The sequence below is a fragment of the Polaribacter pectinis genome, from assembly GCF_014352875.1.
Classification (GTDB): domain Bacteria; phylum Bacteroidota; class Bacteroidia; order Flavobacteriales; family Flavobacteriaceae; genus Polaribacter; species Polaribacter pectinis.
This window is the reverse complement of record NZ_CP060695.1, coordinates 3,390,982-3,409,645: the sequence shown is the minus strand read 5'-3', so window position 1 is coordinate 3,409,645 and position 18,664 is coordinate 3,390,982. Positions and strand designations below refer to the sequence as shown.

The window sequence follows — 18,664 nt, the reverse complement described above, 5'->3', positions numbered from 1 at the left end:
TTACGCTTCGTTTGTGTTTTTTATCTTCACTTGATAGATTACATTTGGCTTCGTTTGAAGATAATCTAAAACATTATATGCTCTTTTATCTTCTGCTAATGCAGCTACTTCGTCTTCTTTATTGTTTACATCACCAAATACCATAGCTCCTGTTGTACATGCAGATGAACAAGCAGTTTCGAACTCATCAGTATTTACAGCTCTTCCTTCTTTTTTAGCTTTTAGAATTGTTGCTTGTGTCATTTGAATACACATAGAACACTTTTCCATAACTCCTCTAGAACGAACTACAACATCTGGGTTTAAAACCATTTTACCATATTCATTATTCATATTGAAATCAAACTCATTATTATTTGAGTATTGAAACCAGTTAAAACGACGAACTCTATATGGACAGTTATTTGCACAATACCTTGTACCAACACATCTGTTGTATGCCATTTGGTTTTGTCCTTGACGACCATGAGATGTTGCTGCAACTGGACACACAGTCTCACAAGGAGCGTGATTACAGTGCTGACACATCATCGGCTGAAAAGTAACTTCAGGATTTTCTGCTTCAGTTTCTAATGCTTCATACATTTCACCTCTACTTAACCCTAATTCTTTTGCTTCTTCTCTAGTTTCTACTTCAGAAGAATAATATCTATCAATACGCAACCAGTGCATATCTCTACCAACTCTAACTTCATTTTTACCTACTACTGGAACGTTGTTTTCAGCATGACATGCTATAACACAAGCTCCACAACCAGTACAAGATGTTAAATCTATAGATAAATTAAAGTGATGACCAATTTCCCTGTTATGCTCATCCCATAAATCAATGGTATTAGCTTCGACTTCTTGATGATCATAAGAAACATAAGAAGGTTTATTCCAACCATTTTTATGATCTTTAGGTGCAACAGTATTGTAGTCTTTTAAAGAAGCTACTTTTAAAATATCATGACGCCCAGCAATTGTTTTTTGTACTTGTGTACAAGCAAATTTATGAGTTCCAGATACTTTTTCTATTGACACATTATATTGAATGTTATTACCTCCTTTATATAAAGGATAAGCATTAACACCTACATTCATTTCTTCTTTTAAGCCAAAAGTTTTACCATAACCTAACGCTAAACCTACAGAACCTTTTGCCTGACCTGGCTGCACCATAACAGGAACTATTACTTCTGCACCATTTACAGATACTTTAGCATAATCTCCATTGATAGCACCATTATCTTTTACAGGATTATCGAAACCTAATTCTTTAGCATCAGCAATAGACATTGTTAGGTAATTATCCCAAGAAGCTCTTGTGATAGGATCTGGGAACTCTTGTAACCAAGGATTGTTTGCCTGTTTACCATCACCTAAACCTGCTTTGGTATAAAAATTTAATTCAAAACCAGATGCTTTATTTGCAGCACTTGATAATTTTGAAGCTACATCAGAAATTACAACAGTAGATTCGAAAACTTCTTCTTCTAATGAAGCTGTTGAAGTAAAGAATCCATTATGTAAAGCTGTATTCCAAGAACTTCCACCTAAAACGTTAGTTGTAGCAAAAGCTTTTAAATAATCGTAATATTTAGTTGCATTTCCAGACCATTTTAACAACGTATCTTGAACTTGACGAGTATTAAATAGTGGTTGAATAGTTGGTTGTACTAAACCATAAGTAACTGAATCAAATTGTGCATCTCCCCAAGACTCCAAGAAATGTGGAGTTGGTAATGCAAAATGTGAAGCATTTACTGTTTCATTATTCTCTGTAGATAATGCTACCGATATTTCTACTTTTTTTAGTCCTTCAGAAAAATCTGATGAATTTGACAATGAATAAATTGGATCAACATTGTAAGAAAGAATTCCTGCAACTTTACCAGCTTTCATATCTGAAACTAATTGAGCAACCTCTGCATCATTTCCTTGACGGATATTTAATGTATTAGTTGTATCAATAATTTCACTATTTAATGCTTTATTAATTGCTAAAGCAATTAATTGTGCATTTTTATCATTTAACCCTGTAAGAACAACACCTTTAGAACCAGCTTTCTTTAAATCTGAAGCTAATTGTTTAATAACTTTATCAGCAGGAGTTGCTTTAGAGGTAACATTAGCACCTGTAATAGCGTTGTACAAATTCAACAAACCATATACTTGGTCAGATGGTTTTACAACTACTCTTTTGTCAGAATTAGCACCAGTTAAAGACATATTACTCTCTAACTGCACATGGTAAGACATTTTACCTGTTTGCGGCTTTCTTCCATTGATATATGCTTTTTCGAATCCTCCATGAAAATCTCCAAGAAAATCCGCACCAAAAGAAACAATTGTTTTTGCTTTATCTAAATGGTAGTTTGGTAAAGCACGTTTACCATACATTGCCATAAAAGCATCTACAGCACCAGATTCTGAAACCGCATCATAAACAACATGTTTTGTATTTGGATAAGCTGTAATAAACTCTTCAACAATTTTACTTGTAGACGGGCTTGCCATTGTTCCTGTTAATAAAACAACAGACTTATTAGCTTCTTTTAATTCGTTTAATTTAGCTCCAATTTCTTTATCTGCATCTGCCCAAGAAATTGTTTCTCCACTTTTAGTTGGCTCTTTTAAACGTAAAGTTTCATCATATAAAGATAACACTGAAGCTTGTACCCTAGCACTTGTTGTTCCGTTTGCATCTTTATTTGGCATTATTTGAATTGGACGACCTTCACGTGTTTTTACTAACACATTTGCAAAATCGTATCCATCTGCCATAGATGTTGCATACCAATCTGCAACTCCAATAGTCACATCATCTGGTTTTACAACATAAGGTATAGCCTTTCTAACTGGACCTTCACAGGCAGCTAAAGAAGCCGCAGCTGTTGTAAAGCCAACGTATTTTAAGAAATCTCTACGTGATGTAGAAGAATTTTCTAAAGTTTCTTTATCACCTAAAAAATCATCCGTAGGAATTTCTTCTACAAATTCATTTTTACTTAACGTTTCAACAATAGAACTTCCTTTAAGTTCCTCAACACTTTGCCAGTATTTTTTGTTTGAAGCCATTTATATTTAGTTATTAGTTGTTAGTTATTTGTTTTAGTTATTACACCAAAACCAAACTATCTTTCTTCTTTAATTAATAGTGACATTTACCACATTCTTTCCCTCCAAGCTGTGCAATTGTAACTTGCTCAACATTGAATTTCTTTGCCAACTCTTCATGGATTTTCTTGTAATACTCATTACCTTTTAAATCCACTTTAGTTTCTTTATGACAATCTATACACCAACCCATTGTTAATGGAGAATATTGATGCATCTCATCCATTTCCTCTACAGGTCCGTGACATTTTTGACATTTTAATCCTGCAACAGTTACGTGTTGTGAATGATTAAAGTATACGAAATCTGGAAGATTATGAACTCTTACCCATTTAATAGGTTTTGTTTCACCAGTATACTCTAAGTTATCTGCATCCCAACCAACAGCATTATAAACTTTCGCAATTTCTTTATCTAACTCTGCTTTACCATAAGTTAAACCATCCCATTCAATTTTAGTATCCTCTGCAACTTCAGAAATATTTTTATGACAATTCATACAAACATTTGCTGATGGAATACCAGATGTTTTACTATGCTTTGCTGATGAATGACAATACTGACAATCTATCTTATTATCACCTGCATGAATTTTATGAGAAAATGCTATTTCTTGAAGCGGCATATATCCTTCATCAACACCTACTTTAAACAAAGTTCCGAACACAAAGTAAGCACCTACTAAAAGTAAAAATATTGTTGACATTACTTTTAGAAAAGTATTATTCTTTACACCAACCCAAAGTTCCTGTAAATCTCTTTTTAAGTTAGATTGTGTTTCTGGGTTGTTATTCCCTTTTAACTCACTAACTTGCTTTAATAAACTAGCAATCATCAAGAAAGCAACTACTATAGCAGCTGTTAACAAATAGATAAGCCATTCTGGCGCTCCTCCTGAAGAAACAGTAGCTTCATTTTGATTTGCATTATCAACAACCTTTTTAATTTCACCAACAGTTGTATAGTATAAAATATCATCGATATTTTTATCTGTTAACTGTGGAAAAGCTGTCATAGGCGAACCCTTGTACTCATCAAAGATTTCAATTGCATCTCTATCTCCAGAAGCCCTTAACTCTGCGTTATTTTTAATCCAAGACTGTAACCAAGCGTGTTCTCTACGCTCTTCTACTTTCCCTAAAGCTGGACCTACTAATTTCTTATCTAACTTGTGACAAGAAGCACACAAAGATTTAAATAGTTTTTTTCCTTCTTTCTGACGAGCCTCATCTATATCTTGAGAATAAGAAGATAAGCTAAATGCGAAAAACAAAAATACCGTAAAACTCCTTAAAAGCAGTGTGGTTAGTCTATTGTGTAGTGCTACACTTTTCATATTTACAAACTATTATTTTAGTAATGTGTATAAATTCGTTCAAAAACATATTTTCCGAACAGTTTGACAAAAGTACTACTTATTGCTAAAATCTGAAAAGCTAAAAGAATGTTAAATTTAATTTATAATAATTCTAAATAACAATTTTATTCAATTTATTCTATAACAAGTCGTTATTTTTGTAGAAACAAATTTAATATGAAAAATAAACGGCTTTTAGCTACTCTTTTTATCTCTGCTTTTATAAGTATTCAAGGTATTTCTGCTCAAAATAACACAAATAGTAGCAAACAAGTAAAAGAATTGATTGCAAAAAAAAGGGCTTACAACAAAGAATTTGGATTTGGATACAGAATACAAATTTACTACGGTAATGAAACAAAAGCTAAAAGTTTGCGAAATAAATTTAGAATTGAATTTCCTGGAACATATAACATTTTAGAATATGACCAACCATATTGGAAGGTTCAAGTTGGAAACTACAAAACAAAGTTAGAAGCTGATAAATCATTAGTGATTTTTAAAGAAAAATTCTCTGGAATTATTGTGATTCCAATGGGAAAATAGTTTTGAGCCTTTAAAAGCGGGTAAACTACAAGTAAATAAGTTCAATAGTAGAAAAATAAAAAAGCCGAAATTCATAAGAATTTCGGCTTTTACTTTATTTAAAATTTAGTTTATTTCAACTTCTTTTTAACTGCTACTTCTTTGTAAGCTTCAATCACATCACCTTCAGCTATATCATTGTAATTCTTAATTTGAATACCACAATCATATCCTTTAGCAACTTCTCTAACATCATCTTTAAATCGCTTTAATGCTGTAAGAGTTCCGTCATGAACTACAATTCCGTCTCTAATAATTCTAATTTGAGAATCTCTAAAGATTTTACCAGACATTACCATACAACCTGCAATGTTTCCAACTTTAGATATTTTATAAATTTCTCTTATTTCTACATTACCAGTAACTTCTTCTTTCATTTCAGGAGATAACATTCCTTCCATTGCATCTTTAAGATCGTTAATTGCATCATAAATAATAGAATATGTTCTAATATCTACTTCTTCTTTATCTGCTATTACTCTGGCGTTTCCTTGCGGACGAACGTTGAATCCAACAATAATTGCATCTGAAGCTGTTGCTAATAAAACATCACTTTCTGTAATGGCTCCAACACCTTTATGTAAAATATTTACTTGAATTTCTTCTGTCGATAATTTTTGGAATGAATTTGTTAATGCCTCTACAGAACCATCTACATCTCCTTTTAAGATAATGTTTAATTCTTTAAAGTCTCCTAACGCAATTCTACGTCCAATTTCATCTAACGTTAATGTTTTTTGAGTTCTTACAGATTGCTCACGTTGTAATTGAGAACGTTTAGATGCAATTTGTTTTGCTTCTCTTTCATCATCAAAAACAATAAACTTATCACCTGCTTGTGGCGCTCCGTCTAAACCTAAAATAGATACTGGTGTTGATGGTTTTGCTTGTTGTAAGTTGTTACCCTTATCATCGAACATTGCTCTTACTTTACCACTATGTTTACCAGCTAAAATGTAATCTCCAATTTTTAATGTACCTGCTTGTACTAAAATAGTAGAAACATATCCTCTACCTTTATCTAATAAAGCCTCTACCACTGCACCAACTGCGTTTTTATTAGGATTAGCCTTCAATTCTAATATTTCAGCTTCTAATAAAACTTTTTCCAACAGTTCAGGAACTCCTTCTCCTGTTTTTGCAGAAATATCTTGCGATTGTATAGTACCACCCCATTCTTCAATTAATAAATTCATTGAAGATAATTGAGTTTTTACATTATCTGGATTTGCATTTGGTTTATCTATCTTATTAATTGCAAATATAATAGGAACTCCAGCAGCTTGTGCGTGAGAAATTGCCTCCTTAGTCTGTGGCATTACATCATCATCTGCAGCAACTACAATAATTACTAAATCCGTTACTTGCGCTCCACGTGCACGCATTGCCGTAAAGGCTTCGTGACCAGGAGTATCTAAAAATGCAATTTTTTGATCACCTACATTTACAGAATACGCTCCAATATGTTGCGTAATTCCTCCACTTTCACCATCAATAACATTTGCCTTTCTAATATAATCTAATAATGAAGTTTTACCATGATCTACGTGACCCATTACCGTAATAATTGGTGCACGAGTTTCTAAATCTTCTGGTTTATCTTCTACCTCTTCAATAGATTCCTCTACTTCGGCTCCAACAAACTCTACTTTATGATTAAATTCTTCTGCAACAATAACTAATGTTTCTGCATCTAAACGCTGATTCATTGTTACCATCATTCCTAAAGACATACATGCAGAAATAATATTAGTTACAGGAACTTCCATCATTGTTGCAACTTCACTTACTGTAACAAATTCTGTTACTTTTAAAATCTTGTTACCTAATGCCTGTGCCTCTAACTCTGCTTCTGTATGTTCTCTATGAGCATCTCTTTTATTTCTACGATATTTTGCTCCTTTACCTCTAGAAGATTTTCCTTGCAATTTCTCAAGAGTTTCTCTTACTTGCTTTTGAATCTCTGCTTCTGTAGGCTCTTCTTTTTTAACTGCAGCAGGTCTTGTATTTCCTCTACCACCTCTATTTCCAGGTCTATTAGGACTATTATTTCCTCTTGGCCCAGTTCCTCTTGGTCTTGGCGCATTTCCACCAGGTGTACCTGGTTTACTAATACGCTTACGTTTTTTTCTAGGATCTGAAGCTGCATCTTTTTTAGCTTCTGGCTTTTTCTTTTTAGGTTTTTCAAATTGTTTTAAATCAATTTTCTTACCTGTAAAGTTTGGACCATCTAACTTTTTATACTGCGTTTTTATAGCTTCTGCATTTTCTGCAGTAACCTCTTCAGTCTTTTCTTCTGCTTTAGTAGATTCTTTTTTACCTTCTACCTTTTTCTCAATTTTAGAAGCTTCTTTTTCTACTTCAGAAACTTTTTCTTGAACTTTAGGCTTCTCTACCTTTATTTCTTTTGTTTCCTTAACTGTTGTTTTTTCTTCAGCTGGTTTTTCTGCTTTAGGCTCTGCAACAACTTCTTTTTTAGGCGCTTCTTCTTTTACATCTTCCTTAACCTCTTCTTTCTTTGGAGCTGCTTTTTTACCAACATTGTCAATATCTATCTTACCAACAGTTTTAAATGCTAATTTATCTGCTTTGGCTTTTAAGACTTCCTCTTTCTTAACCTCTTCTTCTCTTTTCTTCTCTAACTTAGCTTCAATTTCTAAACGAATTGCCTCTTTCTCCTTACGTTTTTCTTCGCCAACTTCTTTAGACGCAGCTTTTTTACTAGCATCTGTTTGGAAGCCATCTAGTAACACTTGATAAACATCACCAGAAATTTTAGTAGTTGGTCTTGATTCAATTTCATGACCTTTATCTGCTAAATATTCTACTGCTCTATCAAGAGAAATATTTAATTCTCTTAAAACTTTATTAAGCCTCGTTGTTTTGCCTTCAGACATATATTATTTTTTAGCCTTTAATTTGTAAAAATATACTTTTTTTACGTTTACTCTTTAATTTTGATTATTCTTCAAACTCTTCTTTAAGAATTCTTTGAACATCCATAATTGTTTCTTCTTCTAAATCGGTTCTTTTTACCAATTCTGCAACACTAGTTTCTAGTACGCTTCTTGCTGTATCTAAACCAATTTTCTTGAATTCTGCTATTACCCAGTCTTCAATTTCATCTACAAATTCTGTTAATTCTACATCTTCCTCTTCTAAACCTTCTCTCTTAACATCAATTTCGTAACCTGTTAACTCACTCGCTAAACGAATATTAACACCACCTCTACCAATTGCTTTAGAAACTTCTTCTGGTTTTAAAAGCACACTTACACGTCCTTTTTTACCATTTCTTTCTTCTTCATACATTTCAATTTCCATTGAAGTCACTTTTGCAGGACTTAATGCTCTTGAAATAAACAACTGCTCATTTTTAGTGTAATTGATAACGTCTATGTTTTCATTACCTAACTCACGAACTATACCATGAATTCTAGAACCTTTAACACCAACACAAGCTCCAACAGGATCTATTCTATCATCATAAGAATCTACCGCTACTTTTGCTTTTTCTCCTGGTATTCTTGCAACTCCTTCTACAGTAATTAAACCGTCGAAAACTTCTGGAATTTCTTGCTCGAATAATTTATTTAAAAATGCTGGAGCTGTTCTAGACAATATAATAGCTGGTTTATTTCCTCTTAATTCTACTGTTTTTATAACACCTCTTACATTATCTCCTTTTCTAAAGAAGTCTGAACGAATTTGTTCACTTTTTGGTAAAACAATCTCATTTCCTTCATCATCTAACAAAATAATTGCGTTATGACGAATATGATGCACTTCTGCACTATATAACTCTCCTTCTAAATCTTTAAAATGCTTAAAGATGTTTGTACTATCGTGTTCGTAAATTTTAGATATTAAGTTTTGACGTAATGCTAAAATAGCTCTTCTTCCTAAATCTATTAATTTTACTTCTTCAGAAACATCTTCACCAATTTCGAAATCTGGTTCAATTAATCTTGCTTCTGCAAGTTCAATTTCTTCATTATCATCTTCAGAAAAACCATCTGCAACAACAACTCTATTTCTCCAAATTTCTAAATCTCCTTTGTCTGGGTTTATAATAATATCAAAATTATCATCAGATCCAAACTTACGTTTTAAGGCAGCTCTAAATACTTCTTCTAAAATAGACATTAATGTTACTCTGTCTATACTCTTATTATCTTTAAATTCTGAAAACGAATCAATTAATGCTATATTTTCCATTACATCTTTTGCTTAAAATACAATTTTCACTTTTGCTTCTTTAATATCCTTATACTCTACAGTAACTGTTTTTTCTACAGTAACTTTCCCTTTACCTACTGGTTTTGGTTCTCTCGCTTTCCAACGCAAAACAATTTTATCTTCATCTGCTTCAACTAAAGTTCCTTCTAGTTCTTCTGTAGCAGTTTTTACTTTTAAGATTCTGTTGATGTTTTTAATATACTGTCTCTTTAATTTTAGTGGATGTGAAATGTCTGGTGTAGAAACTTCTAATGAAAAATCTTCTTCTTCTCTGTCGAAATTACTATCAACACTTCTACTAATTCTAATACACTCACTTAAAGGGACTCCATTATCTCCATCTACAGTAACTTGAATTTTATTGTTTTCAGAGATTACTAAATCTACTAAATACAAAGATTCATTCTCTGCTAAAGCCTCGTCAATTAAATCTTTTACCTTTTTTTGGTCCATTTTAAATCTTAAAATAAAATATAAAAATAGGGGACTTTTAGTCCCCTTCATTTATCATTTATTGTGATTTTCGGTGCAAATATACGAATTGTTTATGATTTAACAAACAGAGTTTTATTCAAAAAAATTTTGTAACTTTAAATATCCCTTTTTTTTAACTTTAAACTTTTAACCAATGAAGAAGATTTTAGTTCCAATCGATTTTTCTAAACCATCTGAATACGCTTCAAAAATGGCTGCAAGAATTGCAAAAAAGACAAATGCTATTGTTTACCTTATTCATATGATAGAACTCCCAAAAGGAGTAATAGATATGGGTGCAGGAAGTAAATTTAGCATTCCAGAAAGTATGTTGTATTTAAGAAAGGTTAGAGAAAAAGTACTTCAATTTAAAGATAAGATTTTTAGCGAAGACATTCACGTAGAATATTTTATAAAATTAAATACACCTTTTGAAGGTATTAAAAAATATGCAGAAAAAATTGATGCAGATTTAATAATTATGGGTTCTAAAGGACATTCTGAATTTGAAGAAATTTTAATTGGCTCTAATACAGAAAAAGTAGTTAGAACCTCTGCAATACCAGTTATTGTGGTTAAAAAGGATCATAAAAAATTTAAATTAAAAAATTTAGTTTTTGCTTCTAGTTTTAAAAATGATAATAGAGAAGTATTTGGCAAGTTTCTAGATTTCGCTCATCAATTTGGTAGTAAAGTACATTTATTAAAAGTTAATACTCCTTCACATTTTGAAAGTACACATGATGCCACAGAAAAAGTAAAAGATTTTATAAATAAATATGAACTACCAAAACATTCTATAAATATATACAATGATACTTCTGTAGAAAATGGAATTTTAAATTTTTCTAGAGATGTAAATGCAGACATTATTGCTTTAAGTACACATGGTAGAAGTGGATTATCTCATTTATTTTCTGCAAGTGTTACAAAGAACTTATCTAAAAGTGCTTTAAAACCCATGTTAACAATTAAAGTTTAAATGTAAAAAAAAACCTGAAAAGTAAATTTTCAGGTTTTTTTATTATTCTAATATTTTTATAAAATTCTCAAAAGCCACATAATAAGGCTGATCTTTAAAGACAGGATTTTCTACACTTTCTGCGTTTGCAATTCCCACTCCAGCAAACCAAACTTTAGCATTTTGTTTTTTTGCATGATTTTTAAAAGTCTCCATCCACAGAACATCATATTCTTCAGGATTTTGTATATTGTTAGTTGCTTTTACCAAAACAAAAATGGTAGGTTCTCCTTTTTTAAACAACACAAATTGCGGGTGTCTTTTTAACTGGCTATTAATAGCCTGAAATTCATAACCCATTTTTATAAGTTTCTTACCAACAATATTCATTGCTAAATTATGCAATTCTTGCGCTGTTAAAACCTGCATTATTATTTCTTATTTCGTTTATTATAATTTTTGTCGCCACGAGTTTTTGGCTTCTTATATTTTTTAGCAATTTCTCTTCTGTAAGAACCACCTTGGTTGGTTTTGCTGTTCTTTTCACTCTTTTCATGAAACGCTGGACCAGGAACATATTCTAGTCCAGTTCTATTTTTAGATTGATCTGCATCTTCTTTAGGACGCTCATCCTCTGTTAATAATTTAGAAATTTCTACAGTTTCTGGAAGTTCTAAAACCGGAATTTTATAATTCATTAAAGCTTCTATTTCTAGTTTTCCTTCTTGTTCTTTTTCTGTTGAAAATAAAATAGTTTTCCCTGCTTTTTCTGCACGACCAGTTCTACCAATTCTATGCATGTAATTTTCCGGAAAATCTGGTGTATCAAAATTAATAACATGAGAAACATTATCAAAATCTAAACCACGTGCCATTACATCTGTAGCAACTAAAATCCTATTATTTCCTTCATCAAACTGTCTTATAGAACGAATTCTGTAATTCTGGGTTTTATTAGAATGTATTACACAGGTTTCGCTACCAAAAACTTCTTCTAATTCTTTAAAAAGCATGTCTGCAGTTCTTTTAAAAGACACAAAGACTAGTACTTTATTAAACTCTTGCTTGTCTTCTAAAAAATGATTCAACAAATTTACTTTCGTAAAAAAGTTTGGTACATTATAAGACACTTGTTCAATATTATCAAGAGGAGTTCCGCTTACTGCAACCGAAATTTTTTCTGGTTTTTTAAAGAAATCGTAAATTAAAGCATCTACATCTTCTGTCATTGTTGCCGAAAACAAAACGTTTTGTCTTCTTTCTGGAAGAATATCAAAAATATTCATCAACTGAAAACGGAATCCTAAATCTAGCATTACATCTACTTCATCAATTACTAATTTCTGGATAGACTTCAACTTTAAAGCATTGCTTAACCCTAAATCATACAAACGTCCTGGAGTTGCTACAATAATATCTTGTCCTTGTAAAATAGCTTGTTTTTGAGTGTTGATATTAGCACCACCATAAACTCCTAAAACACGAACATTAATATATTTTGCTAGCTTTTCTATTTCATCTACCACTTGTAAAACTAGTTCACGAGTTGGTACCAAAACCAACACTCTAGGATGTTTTTGGGTAGAGTATTTTAAATCGCGTAAAATTGGTAACATGTACGCAAATGTTTTACCTGTTCCTGTTTGCGCAATTCCCACAACATCTTTACCAGATCTTACTACAGAAAATGCTTGTTGCTGAATTGGCGTTGGTGCGTTAAAACCTAAATCGTCAATTGCATATTGTAGTTGATTTGATAAATCTAATTCTTCAAAAGTCATCTTACTAAATTTTCTGCAAAGGTACGTTTTATAAAATGTTTTACAACAGGAGTTCAACAGTAGATTAATTTGTAGTTTTGCTGAAAATTATCTAAAAAAATAATGATTACAGATACTCACACCCATTTATATTCTAGTCAGTTTGATGAAGACCAAAATGAAATGATTTTACGTGCAAAAGAAGCAGGTGTTTCTCGATTTTTTATTCCTGCAATAGACTCTTCTTACACAGACAAAATGTTGCAATTAGAAAAAGATTACCCTTATGACGTGTATTTAATGATGGGCTTACACCCTACTTCTGTAAAAGAAAATTATTTAGATGAATTGGCACATGTTCGTGAATGGATAGACAAAAAAGAGTTCTTTGCAATTGGCGAAATTGGTATCGATTTATATTGGGACAAATCTTTTTTAGCGCAACAACAAGAAGCTTTTAGAACCCAAATAAAATGGGCAAAGGAAAAGAAACTACCAATTGTAATTCATTGTAGAGATGCTTTTGATGAAATTTTTGAAGTTTTAGAAACTGAAAAAGGAGATGATTTAAGAGGTATTTTCCATTGTTTTACAGGAACAAAAGAGCAAGCAGAAAAAGCAATTTCTTACAATATGAAATTAGGAATTGGTGGTGTTGCTACTTTTAAAAATGGTAAGATTGATAAATTCTTAAATAAAATAGATATAAAACATATTGTTTTAGAGACAGATGCACCTTATTTAGCACCAACCCCTTACCGAGGAAAAAGAAATGAAAGTGCATACATTACCAATGTTATTGATAAATTAATAGATATTTATAAACTTTCTTTTAAAGAAATTTCGGAAATTACAACTCAGAATTCTAAAGACGTATTTAATGTTTAATTGATGAAAAAAATTATATCTTTTTTATTTTTAATTATTATTTCAATTAACTCATTTTCTCAAAACAATAGGGATTTATTAATTAGAAATGGCAATACTGTTAATAATAATTCAAATAAAAACAAAGACTTTAAAACAGAGAAATTCAATTTAGGTTTTAATTTTGGAGCTCTTTTTTCAACTTATGGAAAAGAATTTGATAAAACATTTGACAATACTTTAGGCCTTAATGTTGGTCTTGATTTTTTTTACAAAAAAATATTCATTGGATTTAATATGTTGTTTTCAAGCAGTAAACTAAAACAGGATTTAATAATTGATAACTTTTATTTAAATACTGGAAAAAGAAGTATGATTAACAACGGAAATATAGCTTTAGGCTATACCGTTTATGAAACAAATCGATTTAGATTATTGCCTTTTATAGGTTATGGAGGATTTGGATTTGTTGAGGTTTCCAATGATAATTCAGATGAAAGTGCATTTATTAACAACGTGGCATTTGGGCTAAATTTTGATTTAAAAAGTAATAAAAGAACCAGTAACAAACCCAATTTTATTGGTTATTATGAGCGAAGTAGTTTTTATTTGAGAGCAAAAATTTTTGTAAGTAATAGTATTGGCAAATCATCATTTAAAGGTAACTCAATAAATATGGGCTTAAATATTGGAATAGAAGGATCTATGTTTAAAAATCATTAACTAACCTTGAACACAACCTATCATAAAACACCAATTGGAATCGCAAAAATTGTTGGCGACACAAACGGAATACAATCTATTTCTGTCTTAAATAATGATGAAATTTCCGATGAACTCATTCATAAAAAAACACCAGAATGTTTGCAAGAATGTGTTACGCAATTAGACGAATACTTTAATAACCAAAGAGCTAGTTTTAATTTAACTGTAAACCCTAAAGGAACAAATTTCCAGAAAAAAGTATGGAAAGCCTTACTGGAAATACCTTACGGAAAAACAAGAAGTTATTTAGAACAAAGTAAAGCTTTAGGAGACGTAAAGGCTATAAGAGCTGTTGCTTCAGCAAATGGTAAAAACCCTTTATGGATTGTTATTCCATGTCATAGAGTTATTGGTTCTGATGGTTCTTTAACTGGTTATGCTGGCGGAATTTGGCGTAAAAAATGGTTGTTAGCGCACGAAAACCCTGTAAAACAGCAGTCGCTTTTTTAAAATTTTATTTTCAAACATTAAAAAACATATTTTTACGTTAAGATTGTATCGTTTTTTATGGTTCAAAGAATTCTCTTTTTTTTATTCATCTTTATTGGGTTTTCCATCCAAGCACAAACAATATCTAAAGATTTTAGAAGCAAGAAATTTTTAATCGAAAAAGATACCCTACAATTAGATTCTGTTGCTATAAATCCACAAAAATTTACTGTTAAAAATACGTTTCTAAAAACCATTGCTTCATCAGAATATAAAATTGATTTTAGCAAGGCTGTTCTAATCATCAACTCTAAAATATATAAAGAAATTACTGTAGAATATTTTAGGTTTCCAGAATTTATAACAAAAACATATAGTCCTTTTGATGAGAAATTAATTCTGCCTAACGAAACAAGTACAGGTCAATTATATAGTATAAGCAGTAATAACAAAGCTTCAGAAATTAAACTTTTCGAAGGTCTACAAACCAAGGGTTTTATAACAAGAGGAATTACTTCTGGTAACAACCAAAATGCAGTAACAAACTCGGCTTTAGATTTAGAAATTTCTGGAAAATTATCTAGAAACGTAACTTTAAGAGCTAATATTTTTGACACAAATATACCGCTACAAGAAAACGGATACTCGCAAAACATTACAGATTTCGATAGAATATTTATTGAAATGTTTACAGATAACTGGCGCGTAAAAGCTGGTGATATTTCACTAAAAAACCATGAAAGTTATTTTATGACTTTTAACAAACAAGTAGCAGGTTTACAAGTAGAAGCTAAAATTAATAAAAATTTAAAAGTAGTCGCATCTGGTGCAGTTGTTAGAGGAAAATTTAGTACATATTACGTTACAGGTCGCGAAGGTAACCAAGGTCCATATAAAATTTTTGGCGCAAATAATGAAGCTGCAATAGTAATTATTGCTGGTAGTGAAGTTGTTTTTATAAACGGAATTCAAATAGAACGTGGTGAAGATAAAGATTACACAATAGATTATAATTTAGGCGAAATAGAATTTAATACCACTTTCCCTATTACAAACGACATGAGAATTGCCATAGATTTTCAATATTCAGACAGAAATTACACACGTTTTGTTACCTACGAAGAAGCTGCTTATAAAAGTGAAAACCTTAATATTAGTGGTTATTTTTATTCGGAAAATGACGCAAAAAACCAGCCATTACAACAAAGTTTAACAGACGAACAAAAACAAATTTTAGCAAATGCAGGTAATAATACTGATTTAATGATTGCAGAAAGTGCTTATTTAGACACTTTTAATGAAAACAAAATTCTCTATAAAAAAATTGTAAACGGAAGCGTTGAAACTTTTGAATACTCTACAAACCAAAATGATGAATTATATACCGTAAACTTTACTAACGTTGGTACAAATAATGGAGATTATATTATTAATAAAAGTACAGCAATTGGAAATATTTTTAAATATGTAGGTGTAAATTTAGGAAACTACAAACCAATTGTTCGTTTAATTCCACCAACAAAGTCTCAAGTTTTTGTTTTAAAATCTGATTATAAATCGTCAGAAAAATCGCAATTCAATTCAGAAATTGCAGTGAGTAACAATGATGCTAATTTATTTTCTAGTTTAGATGATACAAAAAACACAGCAATAGCTGCAAAAATCGGTTGGCAACAAATTTTAATTGATAAAAAATGGCAATTAAAAAGCGCTATTTCTCATGAATTTGTTCAGAAAAATTTTAATACAGAACAAGGTTGGGAACCAATTGAATTTAATAGAGATTGGAATATTTTAACAAACAACGCTACAAAAAATTTCTTTCAATCTGAACTTTCATTAACTAACAAGAAAAACGATTTTGTATTATATAGATATAACAATCTAAATTATATCGATAATTTTAATGGAAACAAACACGAACTTCAATCTAAAATAAAATTAAGCAATACTACATTTTTTGTAGATGGAAGCTTTTTAGGAAACACATCTACACAAGAAGACAACTCATTTTTTAAAGCAAAAGCAAAAGCAGAACATAGTTTTACAAAAAATTGGTTAGGTGCATTTATCAATTTAGAAACCAATGCTAGAAAAAATAAAACCACACAAGAGTATATAAATACAAGTCATAGATTTAAGGAATTTGAAACCTATTTTGGTTTAGGAGATTCTACCAAAGTTTTTGCGAAAATTGGTTTTAATTATAGAAATAACGACAGTATAAAATCGAATCAATTTACAGAAATTAATAACCGAAAAACATTTTACGTAAACAGTAAATTGATACAGAACAAATTAACAAACTTAAGTTTATATGCAAATTATAGAGTTACAGAAAATAGTTTTTCTGAAAATGAAAAATCTTTAAACTCTAAAGTTGTTTTTAATAAAAGGCTTTTTAACGATTTTGTAAATTTAGGAACCGTTTATGAAACATCCTCTGGAAATATTGCAAGACAAGAATATGTATATGTAAAAACAGAACCTGGTTTTGGGTATTATACTTGGATTGATTACAACAATGACGGAATTCAAGATTTTGATGAATTTGAAGTTGCACAATTTCAAGATCAGGCAGAATATCTGCGAGTTCCAAAGCCTAATTTGCGTTTTCAATCTACCCAACGTGCAAAATTTAACCAAACAATTGCAATAAATCTTAACAAATGGAATACTAAAAAAGGAATTAAAAAAATGCTTTCACATTTCTATAATCAAAGTTTTTTAATTGTAGAAAATGAGCAAGAAAGAATAGGAAATTCATTTAATTTTAATCCTTTTGATTTTGATGAAAACAAGTTAATAAACCTAAACTTTAGTTTTAGAAATAGTTTATATTTTAATAAAAATCTACAGAAATATAGCACAACTTACACTTATGGTAGCTCAAAAAATAAACAGCAGTATTTTATTGGTAGTCAAGAAAATACCATACAATTACATCAAGTAGATTTTGCTCATAAATTTGCAACCTTTTGGGTATTAGATATAATGGGTAAACTTTCTGAAAACAATTTAGATACAGAAAATTTTAACAACAGAAATTATACTATCGACGCAAAAGAAATTCAACCAAAAATTAGTTTTTTATATAATGAAAATAATCGTTTAACAGCTTTTTATCATTACAAAAACAAACTAAATAGGTTACAAGATTTCGAGGAGTTAAATCAGCAAAAATTTGGACTAGAATATTTTTACATTAACAGTAAAAAGAACCAAATTTCTGCAAATATAAATGTGTTTTTAAATAATTTTACCGGAAATGTAAACACACCTGTTGCATACCAAATGTTAGAAGGTTTACAAGCAGGAAAAAATTATACTTGGAGCCTTTTATTCAATCAAAAAATAAACTCTTTCTTAAACTTAAATCTTAATTATTTAGGAAGAAAAAGCGAAAATTCTAAAACAATTCATACCGGAAGTGTTCAATTAAAAGCAATATTTTAAATAATTATATAAATTTAACGCAACCTTATTAGGTTTTAAACGTCTATACTATTAATATTACAACTTTAAAAAATATACCATGAGAAACATTACACTACTTATTCTATTATTTATTACAACAATTTCAGTTGCTCAAGAAAAAGAAGAATACCCACAAGACATTAACAAAAAACATGAAGTAAAAATTAATGTTTTAGGTTTACTTGCTTTTGAATGGTTAGATGTTTCTTATGAATACTTAATAAATGAAGAGTCATCTGCAGGAATAGGTATTTTAACAGGTTTTGACAACGGAAACGATATAGATAATTACAGAAAATTTTCTTTAACACCTTTTTACAGAAGGTATTTTTCTAGCAAATTTGCAAGAGGTTTTTTTGTTGAAGGTTTTGGAATGCTACATACATATGAACGCGATTTCGATTCTTTTTTTAATGGAAATAATATGACCACAAACTCGGAAAATAAAACTGAATTTGCTGTTGGAATTTCTGTCGGAGGTAAATTTATATCTAAAAGAGGCTTTACAACTGAAATATATTTAGGTTTAGGAAGAAATTTAGGTGGTGACGACAACTCTATTGCTGCTGTTGGCAGAGGTGGTGTTTCTATTGGTTATAGGTTTTAAGAAGTATCATAATTTTAGTAAGTTTGCATTATAATTTTTAC

General features: G+C 30.4%; 14 protein-coding genes. 7 read left to right on the top strand and 7 right to left on the bottom strand.

What is annotated here, in order from left to right:
- Both H9W90_RS15085 and H9W90_RS15080 read right to left on the bottom strand, forming a co-directional pair.
- A complete protein-coding gene (locus tag H9W90_RS15085) occupies positions 1-3,063 on the bottom strand; it encodes a TAT-variant-translocated molybdopterin oxidoreductase (protein ID WP_187482399.1) in 3,063 nt (1,020 codons plus the stop codon).
- A 73-nt stretch (positions 3,064-3,136) separates the two neighbouring features.
- Positions 3,137-4,438: a c-type cytochrome gene (locus tag H9W90_RS15080; protein WP_187482398.1), complete on the bottom strand. Its 1,302-nt coding sequence runs from the start codon at positions 4,436-4,438 to the stop codon at positions 3,137-3,139.
- 198 nt (positions 4,439-4,636) lie between these two features.
- Between H9W90_RS15080 and H9W90_RS15075 the strand changes: the two genes are divergently transcribed.
- Positions 4,637-5,005: an SPOR domain-containing protein gene (locus tag H9W90_RS15075; protein WP_187482397.1), complete on the top strand. Its 369-nt coding sequence runs from the start codon at positions 4,637-4,639 to the stop codon at positions 5,003-5,005.
- A gap of 110 nt (positions 5,006-5,115) precedes the next feature.
- Here H9W90_RS15075 and infB read toward each other — a convergent pair whose 3' ends face one another.
- From infB to rimP, 3 genes are all read right to left on the bottom strand, one after another.
- Positions 5,116-7,941, bottom strand: a complete 2,826-nt coding sequence (gene infB / locus H9W90_RS15070; protein WP_187482396.1) for a translation initiation factor IF-2 — start codon at positions 7,939-7,941, stop codon at positions 5,116-5,118.
- 64 nt (positions 7,942-8,005) lie between these two features.
- Complete coding sequence (gene nusA / locus H9W90_RS15065; RefSeq protein ID WP_187482395.1) at positions 8,006-9,262, bottom strand: transcription termination factor NusA; 1,257 nt, start codon at positions 9,260-9,262, stop codon at positions 8,006-8,008.
- A gap of 12 nt (positions 9,263-9,274) precedes the next feature.
- Positions 9,275-9,736, bottom strand: a complete 462-nt coding sequence (rimP, locus tag H9W90_RS15060) for a ribosome assembly cofactor RimP (protein ID WP_187482394.1) — start codon at positions 9,734-9,736, stop codon at positions 9,275-9,277.
- Between the two features lie 175 nt (positions 9,737-9,911).
- On the opposite strand from rimP, the gene H9W90_RS15055 reads away from it, so the two are divergent.
- Positions 9,912-10,739: a universal stress protein gene (locus H9W90_RS15055; protein ID WP_187482393.1), complete on the top strand. Its 828-nt coding sequence runs from the start codon at positions 9,912-9,914 to the stop codon at positions 10,737-10,739.
- 42 nt (positions 10,740-10,781) lie between these two features.
- Here H9W90_RS15055 and H9W90_RS15050 read toward each other — a convergent pair whose 3' ends face one another.
- A complete protein-coding gene (locus tag H9W90_RS15050; RefSeq protein ID WP_187482392.1) occupies positions 10,782-11,147 on the bottom strand; it encodes a DUF8840 domain-containing protein in 366 nt (121 codons plus the stop codon).
- 2 nt (positions 11,148-11,149) lie between these two features.
- Positions 11,150-12,499 carry a DEAD/DEAH box helicase gene (locus H9W90_RS15045; RefSeq protein WP_187482391.1) on the bottom strand — a complete coding sequence of 450 codons (1,350 nt, stop codon included), beginning with the start codon at positions 12,497-12,499 and terminating at the stop codon, positions 11,150-11,152.
- A gap of 102 nt (positions 12,500-12,601) precedes the next feature.
- Between H9W90_RS15045 and H9W90_RS15040 the strand changes: the two genes are divergently transcribed.
- The 5 genes from H9W90_RS15040 to H9W90_RS15020 all read left to right on the top strand — a co-directional run bounded on the left by H9W90_RS15040 (position 12,602) and on the right by H9W90_RS15020 (position 18,623).
- Entirely contained in the window at positions 12,602-13,366 is a 765-nt protein-coding gene (locus H9W90_RS15040; RefSeq protein WP_187482390.1) for a TatD family hydrolase, read from the top strand.
- Between the two features lie 3 nt (positions 13,367-13,369).
- The gene (locus tag H9W90_RS15035) at positions 13,370-14,068 is read left to right on the top strand and encodes a hypothetical protein (RefSeq protein ID WP_187482389.1); all 699 of its coding nucleotides are present in this window, start codon (positions 13,370-13,372) and stop codon (positions 14,066-14,068) included.
- A gap of 6 nt (positions 14,069-14,074) precedes the next feature.
- Positions 14,075-14,560 (top strand): methylated-DNA--[protein]-cysteine S-methyltransferase, encoded by a 486-nt coding sequence (locus H9W90_RS15030; RefSeq protein WP_187482388.1) that lies wholly within the window; start codon positions 14,075-14,077, stop codon positions 14,558-14,560.
- 57 nt (positions 14,561-14,617) lie between these two features.
- Positions 14,618-17,995 carry a DUF8818 domain-containing protein gene (locus H9W90_RS15025; RefSeq protein ID WP_187482387.1) on the top strand — a complete coding sequence of 1,126 codons (3,378 nt, stop codon included), beginning with the start codon at positions 14,618-14,620 and terminating at the stop codon, positions 17,993-17,995.
- Positions 17,996-18,074: 79 nt separating this feature from the next.
- On the top strand, positions 18,075-18,623 hold the full coding sequence (locus H9W90_RS15020) for a DUF3575 domain-containing protein (RefSeq protein ID WP_187482386.1): 549 nt from the start codon (positions 18,075-18,077) through the stop codon (positions 18,621-18,623).
- Positions 18,624-18,664: the final 41 nt, after the last annotated feature.